Below are 18,440 nucleotides of genomic sequence, written 5' to 3' on the forward strand. Positions count from 1 at the left end.
CGTCGACCCGACCGGAATCAGCCCGATCGCCGTGAGCTTCTCCTTCACCTCCGGCTTGGCAAGCGCGGCGCTCGCGGCGGCGCCGAGCTTGCCGGCAAACTCCGGTGGGCTGCCGGCGGGGAGCCACATACCGTACCAGGCATCCGCGACGAGATCGATGCCGCTCTCCTTCAGCGTCGGTACCTCGGGTGCAAACGGCGATCGCTCCGCACTGGAGACTCCGATGATCGTCGCGCCCTTGGCGCGGTGCTGCGGCAGCGCATCGGCCAATGTCGTAATACCAAACGAGATGTGGCCGCCGATGATGTCATTGAGGATCGGCGCGCTGCCGCGATAGGGCACGCGGGTCAAGGGAATGCCGAGGTCCTTCTCCAGCTTCGAGCCGGCAAAATGCGGAATGGTGCCGTTGCTCGGCACGCCGAACGAGGTCTTGTCCGGATGCGCCTTCAGCCACGCCACGAATCCCTTGAAGTCGTCGACATCCATAGCCGGACCGACCACGAGCGCGAATTCGAACCGCGCCAGCAGCGACACCGGCATGAAATCCTTCGCGGTATTGAAGCTCGGCGTGGTCTCCACCATCGGCAGCAGGTACATGGTGGGCCCTGTCGTCACCAGCACCATGCTGCCGTCGGCATTGGCGCCCTTCACCGCCTTGATGCCGATCAGGCCGTCACCGCCGGTGCGGTTCTCGACCACCATGGTCCGTTGCAGCACCGGCGCCATCTCCTGGGCAATCAAGCGACACAGCGTGTCGCCGCCCGCTCCTGCCGCGAACGGAAAGATGATCTTCGTGAGCCCGGCCTGCGCTCGCGCATCGCCCGCCTGCGCCAGCAGCGGCAGGCCGAGATATCCCCCGAGACATCCGGCCATGAACTTGCGGCGATCCATGCGTTTCCTCTTTCGGCCCGTTATTGCTTGCAGGCATTAGAACCGGGCCGGCGCCCAAGACAAGGCCGACCTTGGTGCCGTTTACCGGGCCGGCCGCCTTGCGCCGGCCATCGTCCTGCTGCAAAAGCAGGCCTTACCGGCGCCGGCTTTCGCTGCGCCGTTTCCCCGGTGAAAACAATACGCACGCGCCATGGCCAGCCCTGAACTCAGCCAATTCCGCCGCATCGTCGTCAAGGTCGGCTCCGCCCTTCTGGTGGATTCCGACAAGGGCGAAGTGCGCGCCGCCTGGCTGGCCGCGCTCGCCGACGACATGGCCAAGCTGCACCGCGAGGGCCGCGACGTCCTCGTCGTGTCGTCGGGCTCGATCGCACTCGGCCGCAGCCGGCTTAAGCTGCCGCGCGGAGCACTGAAGCTGGAAGAGAGCCAGGCGGCGGCGGCCGTCGGCCAGATCGCATTGGCGCGGATCTGGTCGGAGGTGCTCGGCGCGCACGGCATCGGCGCCGGCCAGATCCTGGTGACGCTCCAGGACACCGAGGAGCGCCGCCGCTATCTCAATGCCCGCTCCACCATCGGCAAGCTGCTGGAGTGGCGCGCGATCCCCGTGATCAACGAGAACGACACCGTCGCCACCACCGAGATCCGCTACGGCGACAATGATCGCCTCGCCGCGCGCGTCGCCACCATGGCGAGCGCCGACCTGCTGGTGCTGCTATCCGACATCGACGGGCTCTACGACGCCCCGCCGAAGAACAACCCGAACGCCAGGCTCATTCCGGTGGTCGACAGCATCTCCTCGGAGATCGAGGCGGTGGCGGGCGATGCCGAGTCCGAACTATCGCGCGGCGGCATGCGCACCAAAGTCGAAGCAGCCAAGATCGCCACCACCGGCGGCACGCATATGCTGATTGCCTCCGGCAAGATCGAGCATCCCCTGCAGGCGATCGCCGATGGCGGCCGCTGCACCTGGTTCCTGACGCCGGCCAACCCCATCACCTCGCGCAAGCGCTGGATCGCGGGGACACTGGAGCCGAAGGGGACGCTGACCATCGACGCCGGCGCCGTCACGGCGCTGCGCGCCGGCGCCAGCCTGTTGCCGGCCGGCGTGATCAAGGTCGAGGGCCAGTTCGCCCGTGGCGATGCCGTGATCGTCCGCGGCCCCGACAGCAGCGAGGTCGGCCGCGGCCTGATCGCCTATGACGCCGAGGTCGCCGAGCGGATCAAGGGCCGCTCCTCCCCGGACGTGATGGCCATTCTCGGCATCAGCGGCAGGTCCGAGATGATCCACCGCGACGATCTCGTGGTGGGCGGATAGCGCTCGGCAGGCGCCCAAACCGTCATGCCCGGGCTTGTCCCGGGCATCCACGTTCTTCCTTGCGGCAAAGACATGGATGGCCGGATCAAGCCCAACCATGACGCGGCGGCTGAGCCAGTGCCCGAGCCCGAACCCACCTCCCGAAGCCCAGCCATACCCGCCCGGCCCTTCGCAAAAGCGGGATTTCCGTGCTAGGACACTGCCTTAGCAGAAGGTTCGAACTCCCATGGCCGCCCCCCTCAAAGCCGTCGACGGCAATGCCGATCTTGCGGCGCTGATGACCGATCTCGGTACCCGTGCTCGCGCTGCCGCGCGCGTGCTGGCGCTGGCGCCGCCGGAGCAGAAGAACCGGGCGCTTGAGGCCATGGAGCGGGCGATCCGCGGCAACGCGGCAGCGATCCTCGCCGCCAATGCCGAGGATGTCGCCGAGGCCCGCGCTTCGGGCAACGCCAACTCCTCCTTCATCGACCGGCTGACGCTGAGCCCGGCGCGGGTCGAGGGGATGGCCGAGGGCATCGGTGTCGTCCGCGGCATCGCCGATCCGGTCGGAATCGTCACCGAGAGCTGGCAGCGCCCGAACGGCATGACCATCGAGCGCGTGCGCGTGCCGCTCGGCGTCGTCGGCGTGATCTTCGAAAGCCGCCCCAATGTCGCGGCGGATGCCGGCGTGCTGTGCCTCAAGGCCGGCAATGCCGTGATCCTGCGCGGCGGCTCCGACAGCTTCCGCTCCTGCCGCGCCATCCATGAATGCCTGGTGCAGGGCCTGCGTGATGCGGGTCTTCCCGAGGCCGCCATCACGCTGGTACCGACGCGCGACCGCACGGCGGTGGGCATGATGCTGGCCGGGTTGAACGGCGCCATCGACGTCATCGTGCCGCGCGGGGGCAAGAGCCTGGTCGCGCGCGTCGAGGCGGAAGCGCGCGTGCCGGTGTTTGCGCATCTCGAAGGCGTCAACCACGTCTACATCGATGCCAGCGCCGACCTCGCCATGGCGAAGTCGATCGTGCTCAATGCCAAGATGCGCCGCACCGGCGTCTGCGGCGCGGCCGAGACGCTGCTGGTCGATCGCGCCGCTGCCGCGAACAGCCTGAAGCCGCTGGTCGAGATGCTGATCGAAGCCGGCTGCGAAGTGCGCGGCGACGACGCGGTCCAGCACATCGACGCGCGCGTAAAACCCGCCAGCGAAGACGACTGGGACACCGAATATCTCGACGCGATCATCGCGGCGAAGCTGGTCGACGGCGTCGACGGCGCGATCGCGCATATCCAGAATCACGGCTCGCATCACACCGACGCGATCGTGAGCCAGGATGACGCTGCCGCGAAGAAATTTTTGAGCGAGGTCGACTCCGCGATCGTGCTGCACAATGCCTCGACACAGTTCGCCGACGGCGGCGAGTTCGGTTTCGGCGCCGAGATCGGGATCGCCACCGGCAGGTTCCATGCCCGCGGGCCGGTCGGCGCAGAACAATTGACGAGCTTCAAATATCGCGTCCACGGCACCGGGCAGACACGGCCGTAAGCAACGTCGCGAGGCGCGAACATTGAGTAACAATTTCGTCGCGCCGCGCTTCTTCGCGCAGGCCATACCGCCCTACACCGAGGGCATGCGCGTCGGACTGCTCGGCGGCTCGTTCAATCCGCCGCACCAGGCCCATCGCGCCATCAGCCAGTTCGCGCTGAAGCGATTGCAGCTCGACCGCGTCTGGTGGCTGGTAACGCCGGGCAATCCGCTGAAGGAGAACGGCACGCTGCACGAGCTCGGCGAGCGCATGCAGGCGGCGCGCGACATGGCCAACGATTCCAGGATCGAGGTGAGCTGTCTCGAATCCGTCATCCGTACCCGCTACACTATCGACACGATCAACACCTTGCGCCGCCGCCTCTCGGGCTTGCGCTTTGTCTGGATCATGGGCGCCGACAATCTCGCTCAATTCCATCGTTGGCAGCACTGGCGGCGCATCGCCGACCAGGTGCCGATGGCGGTCATCGATCGCCCGCCCCAGAGTTTTCGCGCCCTTGCCTCGCCCGCCGCCCAGGCGCTTGCGCGCTATCGCCTGCCGGAGAATGAGGCAGCCCTGCTTGCGGACCGGCCGGCGCCGGCCTGGGTTTTTCTGACCGGATTGAAGCTGAATCTCTCCTCGACGGGCTTACGGAACCCGGACGGGAGCTGGAAAGGTACGAAGTGAGATAGAATGCGCGGGCTTTAAGGGCTCTCTGGCATATTGAAACCCTTAACCCCACATGATGTAGTGTAACCAGCGAAGGCCGGATTCGGCATTCGCGATACAGTGAAAGGAATGGTCCCTGGCCACGTCTGTATTGTCAAAGACAGCTTCACCCAAGTCTGTTTTACCCAAGGCAACGAAACCGGCGCGTAAAACATCGACCAAAGCTGCGGCCTTGAAGGCGCAACCCGACGCCGACAAGACCCTGAGCCTGATCCTCTCCCGCCTCGAGGACATGAAGGCGGAAGAGACGGTCACCATCGATCTTCGCGGCAAATCGGCCTACTCCGACTACATGATCGTCACCACGGGCCGGGCCAACCGGCACGTTGGCGCGATCGCGGAGAACGTCACGAAGAGCCTCAAGGAAACCGGTCTCAAGAACATCCACGTCGAGGGCTTGCCCAATTGCGACTGGGTGCTGATCGATTCCGGCGATGTGATCGTGCACGTGTTCAGACCCGAGGTCCGCGAGTTCTACAGTCTCGAGAGATTGTACACTCAGGGCCCAGGGGCGGCGAAGGCGATCTAGAGGCTACAGGCCGATAACGAATCGGCTGACGCGCATGCTAGCGTCGTGCGCGCGCGGGATGCGCGCGATCTCCTGGCACGACTCTCAAGCACGACCGTAAGGACTCATGCGTGTCATTGTCATCGCGGTGGGCCGGCTGAAGCAAGGCCCCGAACGGGAGCTTGCCGAGCGCTATTTCGAGCGGTTCGACGAGGTCGGCCGCAAGCTCGGTTTCCGCGAGCTCAACGTCCACGAAATTCCAGAGAGCCGCGCGCGCGACGCCGCGACGCGGATGACTGAGGAAGCCGCAGCGATCTCCGCGCATATCCCGGAGAAATCGATCCTGGTGGCGCTGGACGAACGCGGACAAAATCTCGATTCCACCGTATTCGCACGGCATCTCGGGCGCTGGCGCGACGAGGGCGCCGGTCATACTATCTTCATGATCGGAGGGGCGGACGGACTTTCGCCCGAATTGCGCCGTAAGGCCAAGCTCGCGATTGCGTTCGGCTCTGCGACCTGGCCGCATCAAATGGTCCGCGTCATGCTTCTGGAACAGCTTTATCGGGCCGCCACCATTTTGGCCGGCCATCCCTATCACCGCGCGTGATGCGCGCCACAACGAGCACCTTTGTCTAGAGCGATGCGCGCGCCGATTCTCAATTTGTTGCTGATTGCGGGCTTCGCCGGCGCAAGCCTCGCGCAAGCCCAGACGGCAACGCCGGCGCCACAGACCGCAGCGATCTCGCCCGACGCCATCAAGCAACGCGAGCAGGAGCTCGAAGCCGCGCGCGCGAGGCAGAAGAGCGCGGAGGAGGCGCAGGCCAAGCTCAAGGCCGAGATCACCTCGCTCGGCCAGGATCGTACCCAGCTCAATCAGCAATTGATCGACACCGCGGCCAACGTACGCACCGTCGAGACCAAGATCGACGAAGCCGAAGCGCGGCTGCGCACGTTGAACGGCCGCGAGCAGGCGACGCGCGCCTCGCTCGATTCGCGCCGCGCCGACATCGTCGAGGTGCTGGCGGCGTTGCAGCGCGCCGGACGGCGCAGCCCGCCGGCGCTGCTGGTGCGGCCGGAAGATGCGCTGCAATCGCTGCGCACCGCCATGCTGCTCGGCGCCGTGGTGCCGGAATTGCGCGGCCGCGCCGAAAAGATCGCAGGCGAGCTCGGCGAACTCGTGGCCTTGCGCAAGACCATCGCCGCCGAGCGCGACCAGCTCGCCTCCGACCGCGACAGGGTCCGCAATGACCAGACCCGGCTTACGGCGCTGGTCGACGAGCGGCAGCGCCAGCAGGCGGCGCGGGAAAAGGACCTCGACGCCGAAAATTCGCGCGCGATTACGCTGTCAAAACAGGTCGGCGACCTCCAGGGCCTGATCGTCAAGATGGAGCAGGACCTGCAAAGCGCCGCCAAGGCGGCTGAGAAGGCGGCCGAGGCCGCCAAGCAGGCCGAAGCAAAGGCGGCGGCGAGCGCCAAGCCCGGCCCGGGCACTTTCAAGGACCGCTCCCGAACCAGCCCGGCGATCCTGTTCGCCTCGGCCAAGGGCCTGCTGCCCTTGCCGGTTAACGGTAACAAGATCAGGGACTTTGGCGGTTCCGACGGGATCGGCGGGGTGCAAAAGGGCATTTCGCTGGCCACCCGGCCCGGCTCCCAGGTCACGACGCCGTGCGACGGCTGGGTGGTCTATGCCGGTCCGTTCCGCAGCTATGGACAACTCTTGATCCTCAATGCCGGTGGCGGGTATCATGTCCTGATCGCCGGGATGGAGCGCATTTCGGTAAACATCGGCCAGTTCGTGCTCACGGGAGAGCCGGTCGCGACCATGGGGTCGACATCTCAAGTCGCCTCCATTCTTGCCACGAACGCGAGTCAACCTGTGCTGTATGTCGAGTTCCGCAAAGACGGCACTCCAATCGATCCAGGCCCATGGTGGGCCGCAAATGAAGGCGAGAAGGTTCGCGGATGATGCGCAAGACTTCAGTTATCCTCCTCAGCGCGGCCACCGGTGCGGCGCTGACGCTGTTCGTGACCCAGCCGCGCGCGGTGTTCATGGGCTCCAGCGCGCGAGCCGCGACCGCGGACACCTATCGCCAGCTCAATCTGTTCGGCGACGTCTTCGAGCGCGTGCGCTCCGACTATGTCGAGAAGCCCGACGACACCAAGCTGATCGAATCCGCCATCAGCGGCATGCTCTCCGGCCTCGATCCGCATTCGAGCTACATGGACGCCAAGAGCTTCCGCGACATGCAGGTGCAGACCCGCGGTGAGTTCGGCGGCCTCGGCATCGAGGTCACGATGGAAGACGGCCTGATCAAGGTGGTCTCGCCGATCGACGACACGCCCGCTTCGCGCGCCGGCGTCATGGCCAACGACATCATCACCAATCTCGACGACGAGGCGGTGCAGGGCCTGACCCTGAACCAGGCCGTCGAGAAGATGCGCGGCCCCGTCAACACCAAGATAAAGCTCAAGATCGTCCGCAAGGGCCAGGACAATCCGATCGACGTCACGCTGGTGCGCGACAACATTCGCGTCCGCTCGGTGCGCGCGCGCGTCGAGGCCGACGACATCGCCTATATCCGCATCACCACCTTCAACGAGCAGACCACCGAGGGCCTCAAGAAGGAGGTCGCCAACCTCTCGAGCCAGATCGGCGACAAGCTCAAGGGCTACGTCATCGACCTCCGCAACAATCCGGGCGGCCTGCTCGAGGAAGCCGTGACCGTCTCGGACTCCTTCCTGGAGAAGGGCGAGATCGTCTCGACCCGCGGCCGCAACGCCGAGGAGACCCAGCGTCGCACCGCCCACGCGGGCGACCTGACCAAGGGCAAGCCGGTCATCGTGCTGGTCAACGGCGGCTCGGCTTCGGCCTCCGAGATCGTCGCCGGCGCGCTGCAGGACCACAAGCGTGCGACCATCGTCGGCACGCGCTCGTTCGGCAAGGGCTCGGTGCAGACCATCATCCCGCTCGGCTCGGGCAACGGCGCGCTGCGTCTGACCACGGCGCGCTATTACACGCCGTCGGGCAAGTCGATCCAGGCCAAGGGCATCGTGCCCGATATCGAAGTGCTTCAGGACGTGCCGGATGAGTTGAAGTCCCGCACCGACACCAAGGGCGAGGCCTCGCTGCGCGGCCATCTCAAGAACGACGGCGACGAGAAGACCGGCTCGCAGTCCTATGTCCCGCCGGACGCCAAGGACGACAAGGCGCTCAAGCTCGCCGACGATTTGCTCCACGGCATCAAGAGCAGCGCCTCCGCGGCGCCCACGCCGGGCAGCGACAACAAGGGCACGCCGACCGACAAGCCCAAAGCGGCGAACTAGCTCGTCGCTTCACTGATCTCTCGACAAAGGGCGGCTCCCGGAGCCGCCCTTTTTGCTTGGGCGTTTCACGCGCTCTCCGGCCTATCCCGGCCTGCCGCCGCCTGACCCCGGCGTGGTATCGTCGGCGCCAGTGATTCGGGATCGCGCATGACTGAAATGGCCGATGATCTGAGCGCCCCACTCGGACAGGACAAGCCGCGCCGGAAACACCGGCTGCGGCTGCCGTTCACGGCCATGCAGGCGGTGGCCATGCTGCTCGGCCTGTTCCTGGCCGCCTTTGCCGGCTTCGCCATCTTCAACAAGGATCCGCTGGGCGGCGAGCCGATGACCCGGCTTGCGATCCGCGACCCGAAGGCCACCGACGCGAAACCCACCTCGGAACCGGCCGGACATGGGCAGGAGAGCAAGCAAGAGAGCAAGCAAGACACCAAGGAGGCGCCGAAGCAGACCTCCTCCGGCGAGAACAAGACCGTCACCATGATCGACGGCTCCACCGGCGCACGCCACGACGTGGTGATCGGCGGTGGCGACGCCGCCGACAAGGGCGAGGCTGCCTCCGCGGCACCGGCCGTCATGGCCGGGATCGACTCCAAACTACTGGAGAAGTCGCGCTACGGCATGATCCCGGCGATGTCGGGGGATCTGAAGCCGTTCAACGTCTACGCGGCCGAGGCCGACCGCGCCAAGGCCGCGAAAATGCCAGTGGTCGCGATCGTGATCGGCGGCCTCGGCGTCGGTGCCGCCAAGACCACCGAGGCTATCATGAAGCTGCCTGCGGCGGTGACGCTGGCCTTCACGCCCTATGGCTCCGATCCCGGCAAGCTCGCCGAGCGGGCCCGCGCCCAGCGCCACGAGATCTTCCTCCAGATTCCGATGGAGCCCTACGATTTCCCGGACAATGATCCGGGCCCGCAGACGCTGCTGACCTCGCTGACCGTCGACCAGAACACGGACCGCCTGTACTGGCACCTGAGCCGGATGCAGGGCTACGCCGGCATCACCAATTTCATGGGCGCCCGCTTCGTGGCAACCGAGGCGGCGATGCAACCGATCATCCGCGAAGCCTCCAGGCGCGGGCTCGGCTTCTTCGACGATGGCTCCTCGCCGCGCAGCATCGCGCCCCAGGTCGCGGGAAGCCTGGCGGTTCCGTTCGGCAAGGGCGACATCGCCATTGACGCGGTACCGACCCCGGCCGAGATCGACCGGGCCCTGAACAAGCTCGAATCGGTCGCGCGCGAGCGGGGTGTCGCGGTCGGCACCGCTTCAGCCCTCCCTGTCTCGATCGAGCGGGTCGGCGCCTGGACCAAAACTTTGAGTGACCGGGGTATCCTTTTGGTGCCATTGACAACCGCGATGCTGAAATCAAAATCCAGCTAAATCAACGAATTGGCACGGCAGGGGTCCCAGGGCTCGACAGGCCGGCCGGCAGTACGCGAGAGGTCTGGCGGAATGGCGCGTTATGAGGATCTGCCCTACCGAACCTGCGTCGGAGTGATGCTGATCAACAACAAGGGCCTGGTGTTCATCGGCCGCCGCGCCGGCGGCATCGAACATGTCGACGACACCCATGTCTGGCAGATGCCGCAGGGCGGCGTCGATCCCGGCGAGGACACCTGGGAGGCCGCCAAGCGCGAGCTCTATGAAGAGACCAGCGTGCGCTCCGTCGAGCGGCTCGGCGAGGTGCCGGACTGGCTGATCTACGACATCCCGCGCACGGTCGCCGGCCGCGCCTGGAAGGGCCGCTACCGCGGCCAGCGCCAGAAATGGTTCGCGGTGCGCTTCACCGGCAAGGACAGCGAGATCAACGTCGCCAATCCCGGCGGCGGCCACAAGGCCGAGTTCGTGAACTGGCGCTGGGAACCGATGAAGAACCTGACCGAGCTGATCATTCCTTTCAAGCGCCCGGTCTATGAGCGCGTGGTGAAGGAATTCTCCGCGCTCGCGGAGCAGTGATTCCGCCGTCAATCCCGGACGTGCGAAGCAGGACCTCAGGTGCGCGATCGCGTGTCAGGGGATAAGCGAAGAAAGAAGTCCGTGACTGATCAAAAGCCCTACCGTCCCAATGTCGGGATCGCGCTGTTCAACACCGATGGCCGTGTCCTGATCGGTCATCGCTTCAAAGGCGATGGGCCAGAGATCATCCTGCCGGGCCTCGATTGGCAGATGCCGCAAGGCGGCGTCGACGAAGGCGAGAACCTGCGCGACGCCGCGATCCGCGAGCTCTGGGAAGAAACCAGCGTCACAAGCGCGGACTATCTTGGCGAGACCGATTGGTTCACCTACGAATTCCCGCCTTACGACGGACCGCAGACCCATCGCCTGGCGAAATTCCGCGGCCAGCGCCAGAAATGGTTCGCGCTGCGCTTCACCGGTCAGGATGACGAGATCGACCCTTTGACGCCGCGCAACGGACAGCCCGCGGAATTCGATGCGTGGCGCTGGGAAAATCTCGATCGGGTCGCCGATCTCGTCGTGCCGTTCCGGCGCGAGGTCTATCAGGTGGTGGCGGAGCAGTTCGCGCGCTTCGCCAGCAAGATTTGAAATCGCGAAAGCAGGCGCGGCGCGCCTCGTCCTTCGAGACGACCGCTTCGCGGTCTCCTCAGGATGAGGCTAGGCGCAATCGCAGCTCGTCGAAACTGCTGCCGCACACTCGGTCCTCATCCTGAGGGTCCGCCAAAGGCGGGCATCTCGAAGGATGGCCGCAGAGAAAACCTCCCCCCACAAGGGAGAGGGAACGCAGCTTCGTCGGAGCGCCAAGCGAGCCTCGTCCATCAGCTCTAATTCGTCGGCCCGACCGTGAACGGGCCGATCGCGATCACGTGGCAGTCGCTGTCGTGCTTGACGCAATCGGCGAGCGCAGCGTTGACGGCGGTCTGCTCGTCCGCGGCCTTGAGGCCGAGGCCCGGGCGGCCTGAAGTGCCGACGGCGACCGCATTCCAGCCCGTGGCATCGCCGAGCTTGCGCACGACATCGTCGCGCGCATCGGCGACGATCGACGAATTGCTCGCGGCGTGGAAGAAGCCGGTGACCCTGAGCAGGGTGGGGATCGGCACGACGAAATTGTCGTCGACCGCAACGACCATGCAGGCGACCCCGGCGAGCGCACCGCAGGATTCCAGCGATCGCCGCATCGCTTCGTCCACCGATGGAGCGCCCAGCGTCATGAAATATTGACCGCCCGGCCCGAGCACGACCGAGCGGGATTTCGCGGCCGGTGCAAACATGTTTTCGAGGCGGACCTTTGTCGCATCGCGCACCATCGGAAAATCCTTCGACGCGAACGGATGCTCGGTCGTGGCATCGTGCCGAAGCCAGGGTTGCGGCGGCATCGGCGGCTTGCCATGCGTATAGACGACCGAATTGCCGACGGCGTAAAGCTCGCAACGTCGCGGCGATTGCGCGGCATCCGCGCGCTTCTGGCATTGCTCGAGCGCCATGTTGCGCGCTGCTTCTTCGCTCGGCTGGTTGAGGCCGGCCCCGCTGAACCCGGCAATATTCAGGGCGTAGGCTTTGTAATCGTTGGATGCTGCGTACTCATTACTGAGAAAGCCGCGCGCGCGGTCACTGATGAAGGGCACGCTGTCAGCGGAAAACTTGCCGCCTAACGTGGCCGGTGGCATCGGCGACGGCGTGGCCGCAGCCGCCGCGCTTTGGGTCGGCGTCGGCATGGGCATCGGCGCCTTCATAGCCGTCGTGGGTGTTGGGCTGGGTGACGCCGTCACCACCGGGCTCGGCACCGCCGCGACGGAGGAGGATGCGTCCTTGCTGGTCTCGAGCTTGGTGAAATAGAGGAAGCCGCTGACACCGATCGCGACGACGGAGACCACGCCGACCACCAGCGGCCACATCCAGTTCGGCGCGGGTGCGGCCTTCGCCACCTTCTTGATCTGCGGCGTTGCGTAAGTCCCGTCCTCGCGCCGCATCGCCACCATGTAGGCGTGCACCGGCGTCGGGATGTTCTTGACCTCCTGCGCGCCGATATCCGCAAACTGCACCGACAGCTTGTTGGCGACCTGCTCGTGCACGGCGCGGGAGATGCAGATGCCGCCGACTTCGGCGAGGCCTTCCAGCCGTGCCGCGATGTTGACGCCGTCGCCGAGAAGATCGCCGTCGCGTTCGACCACGTCACCGATGGTGATGCCGATGCGAAACGACATCTGCCGGCTCGGCGGATAAGCCATGTTGCGGGTCCGCAAGCTTTCCTGGATGTCGATCGCGCAACGCACCGCGTCGACCGCGCTCGGGAATTCCGCGAGCACGGCATCGCCGGCCGTATTGAAGATGCGGCCGTTCGCCTTGGCGATGAAATCGTCGACGACGGAGCGATAGGACGCGAGACGCCGCAGCGTCTCTTCCTCGTCTTCCGCGACCAGCCTCGAGTAACCGGCAATATCGGCCGCGAAAATCGCCGCGATCTTGCGTTTCATCTGCGACCGGCCCCTGGAACAAAATCCGCGAGCAGAATGCCGTTATCGGCGGCGCGGTGCAAGAAAGTTTCAGCGCCCGCCACGGCCGTGACGAGCGCTGAACTTATTTAGGAATCTCGCGTCCCAAGCCCCGGAGCGGTACCCCGGGGCTTAGTGCATGGCTGTCGTATTGAGCTGCTGCTGAATGCTCTTGAAGTGATCGAGCCGCTCGATGGCGAGATCAAGCTCGCTGCCCTCGTGCTCCTTGAGGTTCTCTTCCATCTCCGAAATGGTCTCGGCGAACTGGGCGCGGTCGAGCTCGGCCAGCGAGGTCGCGACATCGGCCAGCACGGTCAGGCCCTTCTCGGAGACTTCGGCGATACCGCCGAGCACGATGATCTTCTCGTGCTTGCCGGCGTTGGTGACGGTGAGAATGCCGGGCCGGATCGCAGCCACCACCGGCGCATGTCCCGCCAGCACGCCGAAATCACCTTCGACGCCGGGAATGTCGACCTGATCGACCTCGCCCGAGAATGCGAGCTTTTCCGGAGAGACGAGATCAAAATGGAAGGTGGCCATAACAAACCTGCGAATGGTGAGTAGCGAATGGCGAGTGGCAAAACAGGGAGCAGCTATTCGCCACTCCCTCTTCGCTATTCGCCAGCTTAGGCGGCCTCAGCCGCCAGCTTCTTGCCCTTCTCGATCGCCTCTTCGATGGTGCCGACCATGTAGAAAGCGGCTTCCGGCAGGTGATCATACTTGCCTTCGCAGAGGCCGCGGAAGCCCTTGATGGTGTCCGCGAGGTCGACGAACTTGCCGGGCGAGCCGGTGAAGATTTCGGCGACGTGGAACGGCTGCGACAGGAAGCGCTCGATCTTGCGGGCGCGGGCCACCGTCAGCTTGTCCTCTTCCGAAAGCTCGTCCATGCCGAGAATGGCGATGATGTCCTGGAGCGACTTGTAGCGCTGCAGCACCTGCTGGACCTGACGTGCGGTGTCGTAGTGCTCCTGACCGACGACCAGCGGCGAAAGCATGCGCGAGGTCGAATCGAGCGGGTCCACCGCGGGATAGATGCCCTTTTCAGAGATCGCGCGGTTCAGCACCGTGGTCGCGTCCAAATGCGCGAACGAGGTCGCGGGCGCCGGGTCGGTCAAGTCGTCGGCCGGAACGTAGATGGCCTGCACCGAGGTGATCGAGCCCTTCTGGGTGGTGGTGATGCGCTCCTGCAGCGCGCCCATGTCGGTCGCAAGCGTCGGCTGATAACCGACCGCCGACGGAATACGGCCGAGCAGCGCCGACACTTCCGAACCGGCTTGCGTGAAGCGGAAGATGTTGTCGACGAAGAACAGCACGTCCTGGCCCTGGTCGCGGAAGTGCTCGGCGACGGTCAAGCCGGTGAGGCCGACGCGGGCGCGGGCGCCGGGCGGCTCGTTCATTTGGCCGAACACCAGCGCGCATTTCGACTTCACGCTCGGATCCGGATTGTGCGGATCGGCATTGACCTTGGACTCGATGAACTCGTGATAGAGGTCGTTGCCCTCGCGGGTCCGCTCGCCGACGCCGGCGAACACCGAATAACCGCCGTGCGCCTTGGCGACGTTGTTGATCAGCTCCTGAATCAGCACGGTCTTGCCGACGCCGGCGCCGCCGAACAGGCCGATCTTGCCGCCCTTCGCATAGGGAGCAAGGAGATCGACGACCTTGATGCCGGTGACGAGAATTTCAGCTTCGGTCGACTGGTCGGTATAGCTCGGCGCTTCCTGATGGATCGCGCGCTTGCCGTCGAACTTGATCGGACCGGCTTCGTCGATCGGCTCGCCGATGACGTTCATGATGCGACCGAGGGTACCGTCGCCGACCGGAACTGCGATCGGCTGGCCGGTATCGGTGACTTCCTGGCCGCGCACCAGACCCTCGGTGACGTCCATCGCGATCGTGCGCACGGTGGATTCACCGAGATGCTGCGCAACCTCCAGTACGAGGCGGATGTTGCCGTTCTTGGTTTCCAGCGAATTGAGAATGGCCGGCAGATGGCCTTCGAACTGGACGTCGACGACGGCGCCCATGACCTGGGTGACGCGACCGATCTGGTTAGCTGCTGTAGCCATGAAGCTCTCCTTCGAAATTCTGGACTTGAACGACCGTCGTTTGGTTCGTGCGTCAGACCGCCTCGGCGCCGGAGATGATCTCGATCAGCTCCTTGGTGATCTGGGCTTGACGGGTTCGGTTGTAGATCTGGGTTTGCTTGCGGATCATTTCGCCGGCATTGCGGGTGGCGTTGTCCATCGAGCTCATCTGCGCGCCATAGAACGAGGCGTTGTTTTCCAGCAGCGCGCGGAAGATCTGCACCGCGATGTTGCGCGGCAACAGGCCGGACAGAAGCTCGTCTTCTTCCGGCTCGTAATCGTAGGATGTCGACGATGCGTTCGCCGCCTTCTCTTCCACGACCAGCGGAATGATCTGCTGCGCGGTGGGAATCTGCGCGATCACCGACTTGAACTGCGCATAGAACAGCGTGCAGACGTCGAACTCGCCGGCGTCGAAACGCGCCAGCACCTTCTTGGCGATATCCTCGGCGTTGACGAAGCCGAGCTGACGCACGCCGCGCAGATCGAGATGCTCGACGATCTGCTTCTCGAACAGGCGGCGGAGCTGCTCGTAGCCCTTGCGGCCGACGCAGAAGAATTTCACTTCCTTGCCCTGCGCGATCAGGGCCTGGGCACGCTCGCGCGCCAGGCGCACGATCGAGGAGTTGAAAGCGCCGGAGAGGCCGCGCTCGCCGGTGCAGACCAGCAGCAGGTGAACCTGGTCCCTGCCGGTCCCGGCGAGCAGCATCGGCGCACCGGGCGAGCCTGCGGCGGCGCCGGCGATGTTCGAGATCACCGCGCTCATCTTGTCCGCATAGGGGCGCGCCGCCTCGGCCGCTTGCTGGGCGCGGCGCAATCTCGAGGCGGCGACCATCTGCATGGCCTTGGTGATCTTCTGCGTCGCCTTGGTGGAGGCGATGCGGACCCGCATGTCTTTAAGTGACGCCATTCTTCGTTCACCCCGGCGATCAGCCTGTAGCTGGACCGCGACCCTATCTTATCGTCATGCCCGGGCTTGTCCCGGGCATCCACGTCTTCGTCTCCACGCGGTGACGCGTGGATGGCCGGGACAAGCCCGGCCATGACGGCTAACTGTTACGCGAAGCTCTTCGCGTAGCCTTCGACCACCGATTTCAGCTTGGCGGCGGTGTCGTCGGAGAGATCACGGCTGTCCCGGATCGCGTTGAGGATCTCGACGTTCTTGCCACGCAGCAGCGACAACAGCCCGTCCTCGAACGCGCGCACCTTGTTGACCGGCAGCGGATCGAGATAGCCGTTGGTGCCGGCCCAGATCACGCAGACCTGCTCTTCCATCTTCAGCGGCGCGAACTGCGGCTGCTTCAGCAGCTCGGTCAGGCGCGAGCCGCGGTTGAGCAGGCGCTGGGTCGAGGCATCGAGGTCGCTTCCGAACTGCGCGAACGCCGCCATCTCGCGGTACTGCGCCAGCTCGCCCTTGATCTTGCCGGCGACCTTCTTGGTGGCCTTGGTCTGCGCCGACGAACCGACGCGCGACACCGACAGACCGACGTTCACCGCGGGACGGATGCCCTGGAAGAATAGATCGGTTTCCAGGAAGATCTGGCCGTCGGTGATCGAGATGACGTTGGTCGGAATGTAGGCCGACACGTCGTTGGCCTGGGTTTCGATGACCGGCAATGCCGTCAGCGAGCCCGAGCCCTGGTCCTTGTTCAGCTTCGCCGCGCGCTCGAGCAGGCGGGAATGCAGATAGAACACGTCGCCGGGATAGGCTTCGCGGCCCGGCGGGCGGCGCAGCAACAGCGACATCTGGCGGTAGGCGACGGCCTGCTTGGACAGATCGTCATAGATGATGACGGCGTGCATGCCGTTGTCGCGGAAGTACTCGCCCATGGTGCAGCCGGTGAAGGGCGCGATGTACTGCATCGGCGCCGGATCCGAAGCGGTGGCGGCGACGATGATCGAGTATTCGAGCGCGCCCTGCTCTTCCAGCACTTTCACGAACTGGGCAACGGTCGAACGCTTCTGGCCGATCGCGACATAGACGCAATACAGCTTGATGTTCTCGTCCGGCTGCGCGTTGAGCGGCTTCTGGTTCAGGATGGTGTCCAGCGCGATCGCGGTCTTGCCGGTCTGGCGGTCACCGATGATCAGCTCGCGCTGGCCGCGGCCGATCGGGATCAGGGCGTCGATGGCCTTGAGACCGGTCGCCATCGGCTCGTTGACCGACTTGCGCGGAATGATGCCGGGCGCCTTGACGTCGACGCGCATGCGCTTGTCCGCCTGGATCGGACCCTTGCCGTCGATCGGATTGCCGAGCGCGTCGACGACGCGGCCGAGCAGGCCCTTGCCGACCGGCGCGTCCACGATGGCGCGGGTGCGCTTGACGGTCTGGCCTTCCTTGATCTCGCGGTCGGCGCCGAAAATGACGATACCGACATTGTCGGTTTCGAGGTTCAGCGCCATGCCGCGGGTGCCGTTCTCGAACTCGACCATTTCGCCAGCCTGGACGTTGTCCAGACCGTAGACGCGGGCGATGCCGTCGCCGACGGACAGCACCTGTCCGACTTCGGAGACTTCAGCTTCCTGGCCGAAATTCTTGATCTGGTCCTTGAGGATCGCGGAAATTTCCGCGGCGCGGATGTCCATCAGCCTGCCTCTTTCATCGCGTGCTTGATCGAATTGAGTTTGGTGCGAAGCGAACTATCGATCATGCGGCTGCCAAGCTTGACGACGAGGCCACCGATGATCGAGGGATCGATCTTCACGTTGAGCGCGACGTCCTTGCCGGTCACCGACTTCAGGGCAACCTTGAGGGCGTCGAGATTCTTGTCCGAAAGCGCCTCCGCGACGGTGACGTCGGCGGTCGCCTCGCCCTTGAACTTGGCAACGAGCGCGCGATAGGCGCGGATGACGTCAGCCACCACGAACAGGCGGCGGTTGGCGGTCAGCACTTTCAGGAAATTGGCGGCGATGCCGGCGATCCCGGCCTTGTCCAGCACGGCCGAAAGCGCCCTGGACTGGGTCTCGGCCGCGAACACCGGGCTCCGGACGAGGCGCGTCAGATCGGCGCTTTCGCTCAGGAGGCCCTCGAACCGGCCCAAATCGGCATTGACCTCGTCGACCACTTTCTGGTCGCGGGCCAGCTCGAACAGGGCCGTCGCATAACGGCCGGACACACCGGAAACGGAGGTATTTTCTGCAGCCACAGACGCGCTCTTTTAGCTGTCAAATTCGCAAGGGAAAAACCGTCGCCACAAAGCGGCGCCTAGCGATCCAAGCCCTTGGAATTCAAGCGGGACTTCGATTTTCGGCCGGCACGGGACGTGCCAGGACCGTTAAAATCGCGGCTTTGCTAACATAGCAGGCGCGCACGTGCAACATGACGCCAAATTAAAGGCACGAGGTTCTGTCGCCGGTTCATCGCAGTTGGCGACCTGTCCACGCCCACTTTCATGTCGCCCTGCCGTGTCACGGAATTGCCGCGAGCATTACCGTCGCAAGCGGGCCCATTCGTTCCTGCCCTCAGCGCATAGCGGCCATGAACACGGCTCGCTGATCCGTGAATCCGTCCGCCCGCCGAATACTTACCGAATTCTAAATGCCGCCCGCGATAACTTCATTTTACAGTATTCGTAAGTAATAGTTAGATTAATAATTGGTTAAAGCGAAAGATTACGGAACATTGGTTGAATATCCGCG

Annotated in this window: 17 protein-coding genes; 10 read left to right on the forward strand and 7 right to left on the reverse strand. The window is 64.8% G+C overall.

Annotated features, from left to right (window positions below; all coding sequences use genetic code 11):
- The coding region (locus AC0L2O_RS25155) for a tripartite tricarboxylate transporter substrate-binding protein (protein WP_473371607.1) at nucleotides 1–891 on the reverse strand (891 nt) is incomplete at its 3' end.
- 190 nt (nucleotides 892–1,081) lie between these two features.
- Here AC0L2O_RS25155 and proB point away from each other — a divergent pair.
- The 10 genes from proB (at nucleotide 1,082) to AC0L2O_RS25205 (ending at nucleotide 10,810) form a co-directional block, all read left to right on the forward strand.
- The gene (proB, locus tag AC0L2O_RS25160; RefSeq protein WP_409191153.1) at nucleotides 1,082–2,203 is read left to right on the forward strand and encodes a glutamate 5-kinase; all 1,122 of its coding nucleotides are present in this window, start codon (nucleotides 1,082–1,084) and stop codon (nucleotides 2,201–2,203) included.
- Between the two features lie 226 nt (nucleotides 2,204–2,429).
- Complete coding sequence (locus AC0L2O_RS25165; protein WP_473371608.1) at nucleotides 2,430–3,725, forward strand: glutamate-5-semialdehyde dehydrogenase; 1,296 nt, start codon at nucleotides 2,430–2,432, stop codon at nucleotides 3,723–3,725.
- A gap of 22 nt (nucleotides 3,726–3,747) precedes the next feature.
- Nucleotides 3,748–4,392, forward strand: coding sequence for a nicotinate-nucleotide adenylyltransferase (locus AC0L2O_RS25170; RefSeq protein ID WP_369719937.1), 645 nt, complete (start codon nucleotides 3,748–3,750; stop codon nucleotides 4,390–4,392).
- 214 nt (nucleotides 4,393–4,606) lie between these two features.
- A complete protein-coding gene (rsfS, locus tag AC0L2O_RS25175; RefSeq protein WP_369719938.1) occupies nucleotides 4,607–4,963 on the forward strand; it encodes a ribosome silencing factor in 357 nt (118 codons plus the stop codon).
- Between the two features lie 106 nt (nucleotides 4,964–5,069).
- Complete coding sequence (gene rlmH / locus AC0L2O_RS25180) at nucleotides 5,070–5,552, forward strand: 23S rRNA (pseudouridine(1915)-N(3))-methyltransferase RlmH (protein ID WP_473371609.1); 483 nt, start codon at nucleotides 5,070–5,072, stop codon at nucleotides 5,550–5,552.
- 33 nt (nucleotides 5,553–5,585) lie between these two features.
- Nucleotides 5,586–6,911, forward strand: coding sequence for a murein hydrolase activator EnvC family protein (locus AC0L2O_RS25185; RefSeq protein WP_369726572.1), 1,326 nt, complete (start codon nucleotides 5,586–5,588; stop codon nucleotides 6,909–6,911).
- Nucleotides 6,908–8,269 carry a S41 family peptidase gene (locus AC0L2O_RS25190; protein WP_409191157.1) on the forward strand — a complete coding sequence of 454 codons (1,362 nt, stop codon included), beginning with the start codon at nucleotides 6,908–6,910 and terminating at the stop codon, nucleotides 8,267–8,269. The genes AC0L2O_RS25185 and AC0L2O_RS25190 overlap by 4 nt, the downstream gene beginning before the upstream one ends.
- 147 nt (nucleotides 8,270–8,416) lie before the next feature.
- The gene (locus tag AC0L2O_RS25195) at nucleotides 8,417–9,646 is read left to right on the forward strand and encodes a divergent polysaccharide deacetylase family protein (protein WP_473371610.1); all 1,230 of its coding nucleotides are present in this window, start codon (nucleotides 8,417–8,419) and stop codon (nucleotides 9,644–9,646) included.
- 72 nt (nucleotides 9,647–9,718) lie between these two features.
- Nucleotides 9,719–10,222, forward strand: a complete 504-nt coding sequence (locus AC0L2O_RS25200) for an RNA pyrophosphohydrolase (protein WP_369719942.1) — start codon at nucleotides 9,719–9,721, stop codon at nucleotides 10,220–10,222.
- 81 nt (nucleotides 10,223–10,303) lie between these two features.
- On the forward strand, nucleotides 10,304–10,810 hold the full coding sequence (locus AC0L2O_RS25205; RefSeq protein ID WP_473371611.1) for an RNA pyrophosphohydrolase: 507 nt from the start codon (nucleotides 10,304–10,306) through the stop codon (nucleotides 10,808–10,810).
- A gap of 236 nt (nucleotides 10,811–11,046) precedes the next feature.
- On the opposite strand, the gene AC0L2O_RS25210 is transcribed toward AC0L2O_RS25205, so the two are convergent.
- From AC0L2O_RS25210 to AC0L2O_RS25235, 6 genes are all read right to left on the reverse strand, one after another.
- Nucleotides 11,047–12,696, reverse strand: coding sequence for an adenylate/guanylate cyclase domain-containing protein (locus AC0L2O_RS25210; RefSeq protein ID WP_473371612.1), 1,650 nt, complete (start codon nucleotides 12,694–12,696; stop codon nucleotides 11,047–11,049).
- A gap of 150 nt (nucleotides 12,697–12,846) precedes the next feature.
- Entirely contained in the window at nucleotides 12,847–13,254 is a 408-nt protein-coding gene (locus AC0L2O_RS25215) for a F0F1 ATP synthase subunit epsilon (protein WP_369719945.1), read from the reverse strand.
- An 86-nt stretch (nucleotides 13,255–13,340) separates the two neighbouring features.
- On the reverse strand, nucleotides 13,341–14,783 hold the full coding sequence (gene atpD, locus AC0L2O_RS25220; protein ID WP_369719946.1) for a F0F1 ATP synthase subunit beta: 1,443 nt from the start codon (nucleotides 14,781–14,783) through the stop codon (nucleotides 13,341–13,343).
- A 52-nt stretch (nucleotides 14,784–14,835) separates the two neighbouring features.
- Complete coding sequence (locus tag AC0L2O_RS25225; protein ID WP_369719947.1) at nucleotides 14,836–15,711, reverse strand: F0F1 ATP synthase subunit gamma; 876 nt, start codon at nucleotides 15,709–15,711, stop codon at nucleotides 14,836–14,838.
- Between the two features lie 146 nt (nucleotides 15,712–15,857).
- A complete protein-coding gene (atpA, locus tag AC0L2O_RS25230; protein ID WP_369719948.1) occupies nucleotides 15,858–17,387 on the reverse strand; it encodes a F0F1 ATP synthase subunit alpha in 1,530 nt (509 codons plus the stop codon).
- Nucleotides 17,387–17,947, reverse strand: coding sequence for a F0F1 ATP synthase subunit delta (locus AC0L2O_RS25235; RefSeq protein ID WP_369719949.1), 561 nt, complete (start codon nucleotides 17,945–17,947; stop codon nucleotides 17,387–17,389). The genes atpA and AC0L2O_RS25235 overlap by 1 nt, the downstream gene beginning before the upstream one ends.
- Nucleotides 17,948–18,440 lie beyond the last annotated feature (493 nt).

The organism is Bradyrhizobium sp. Kon10 (genome assembly GCF_055807395.1).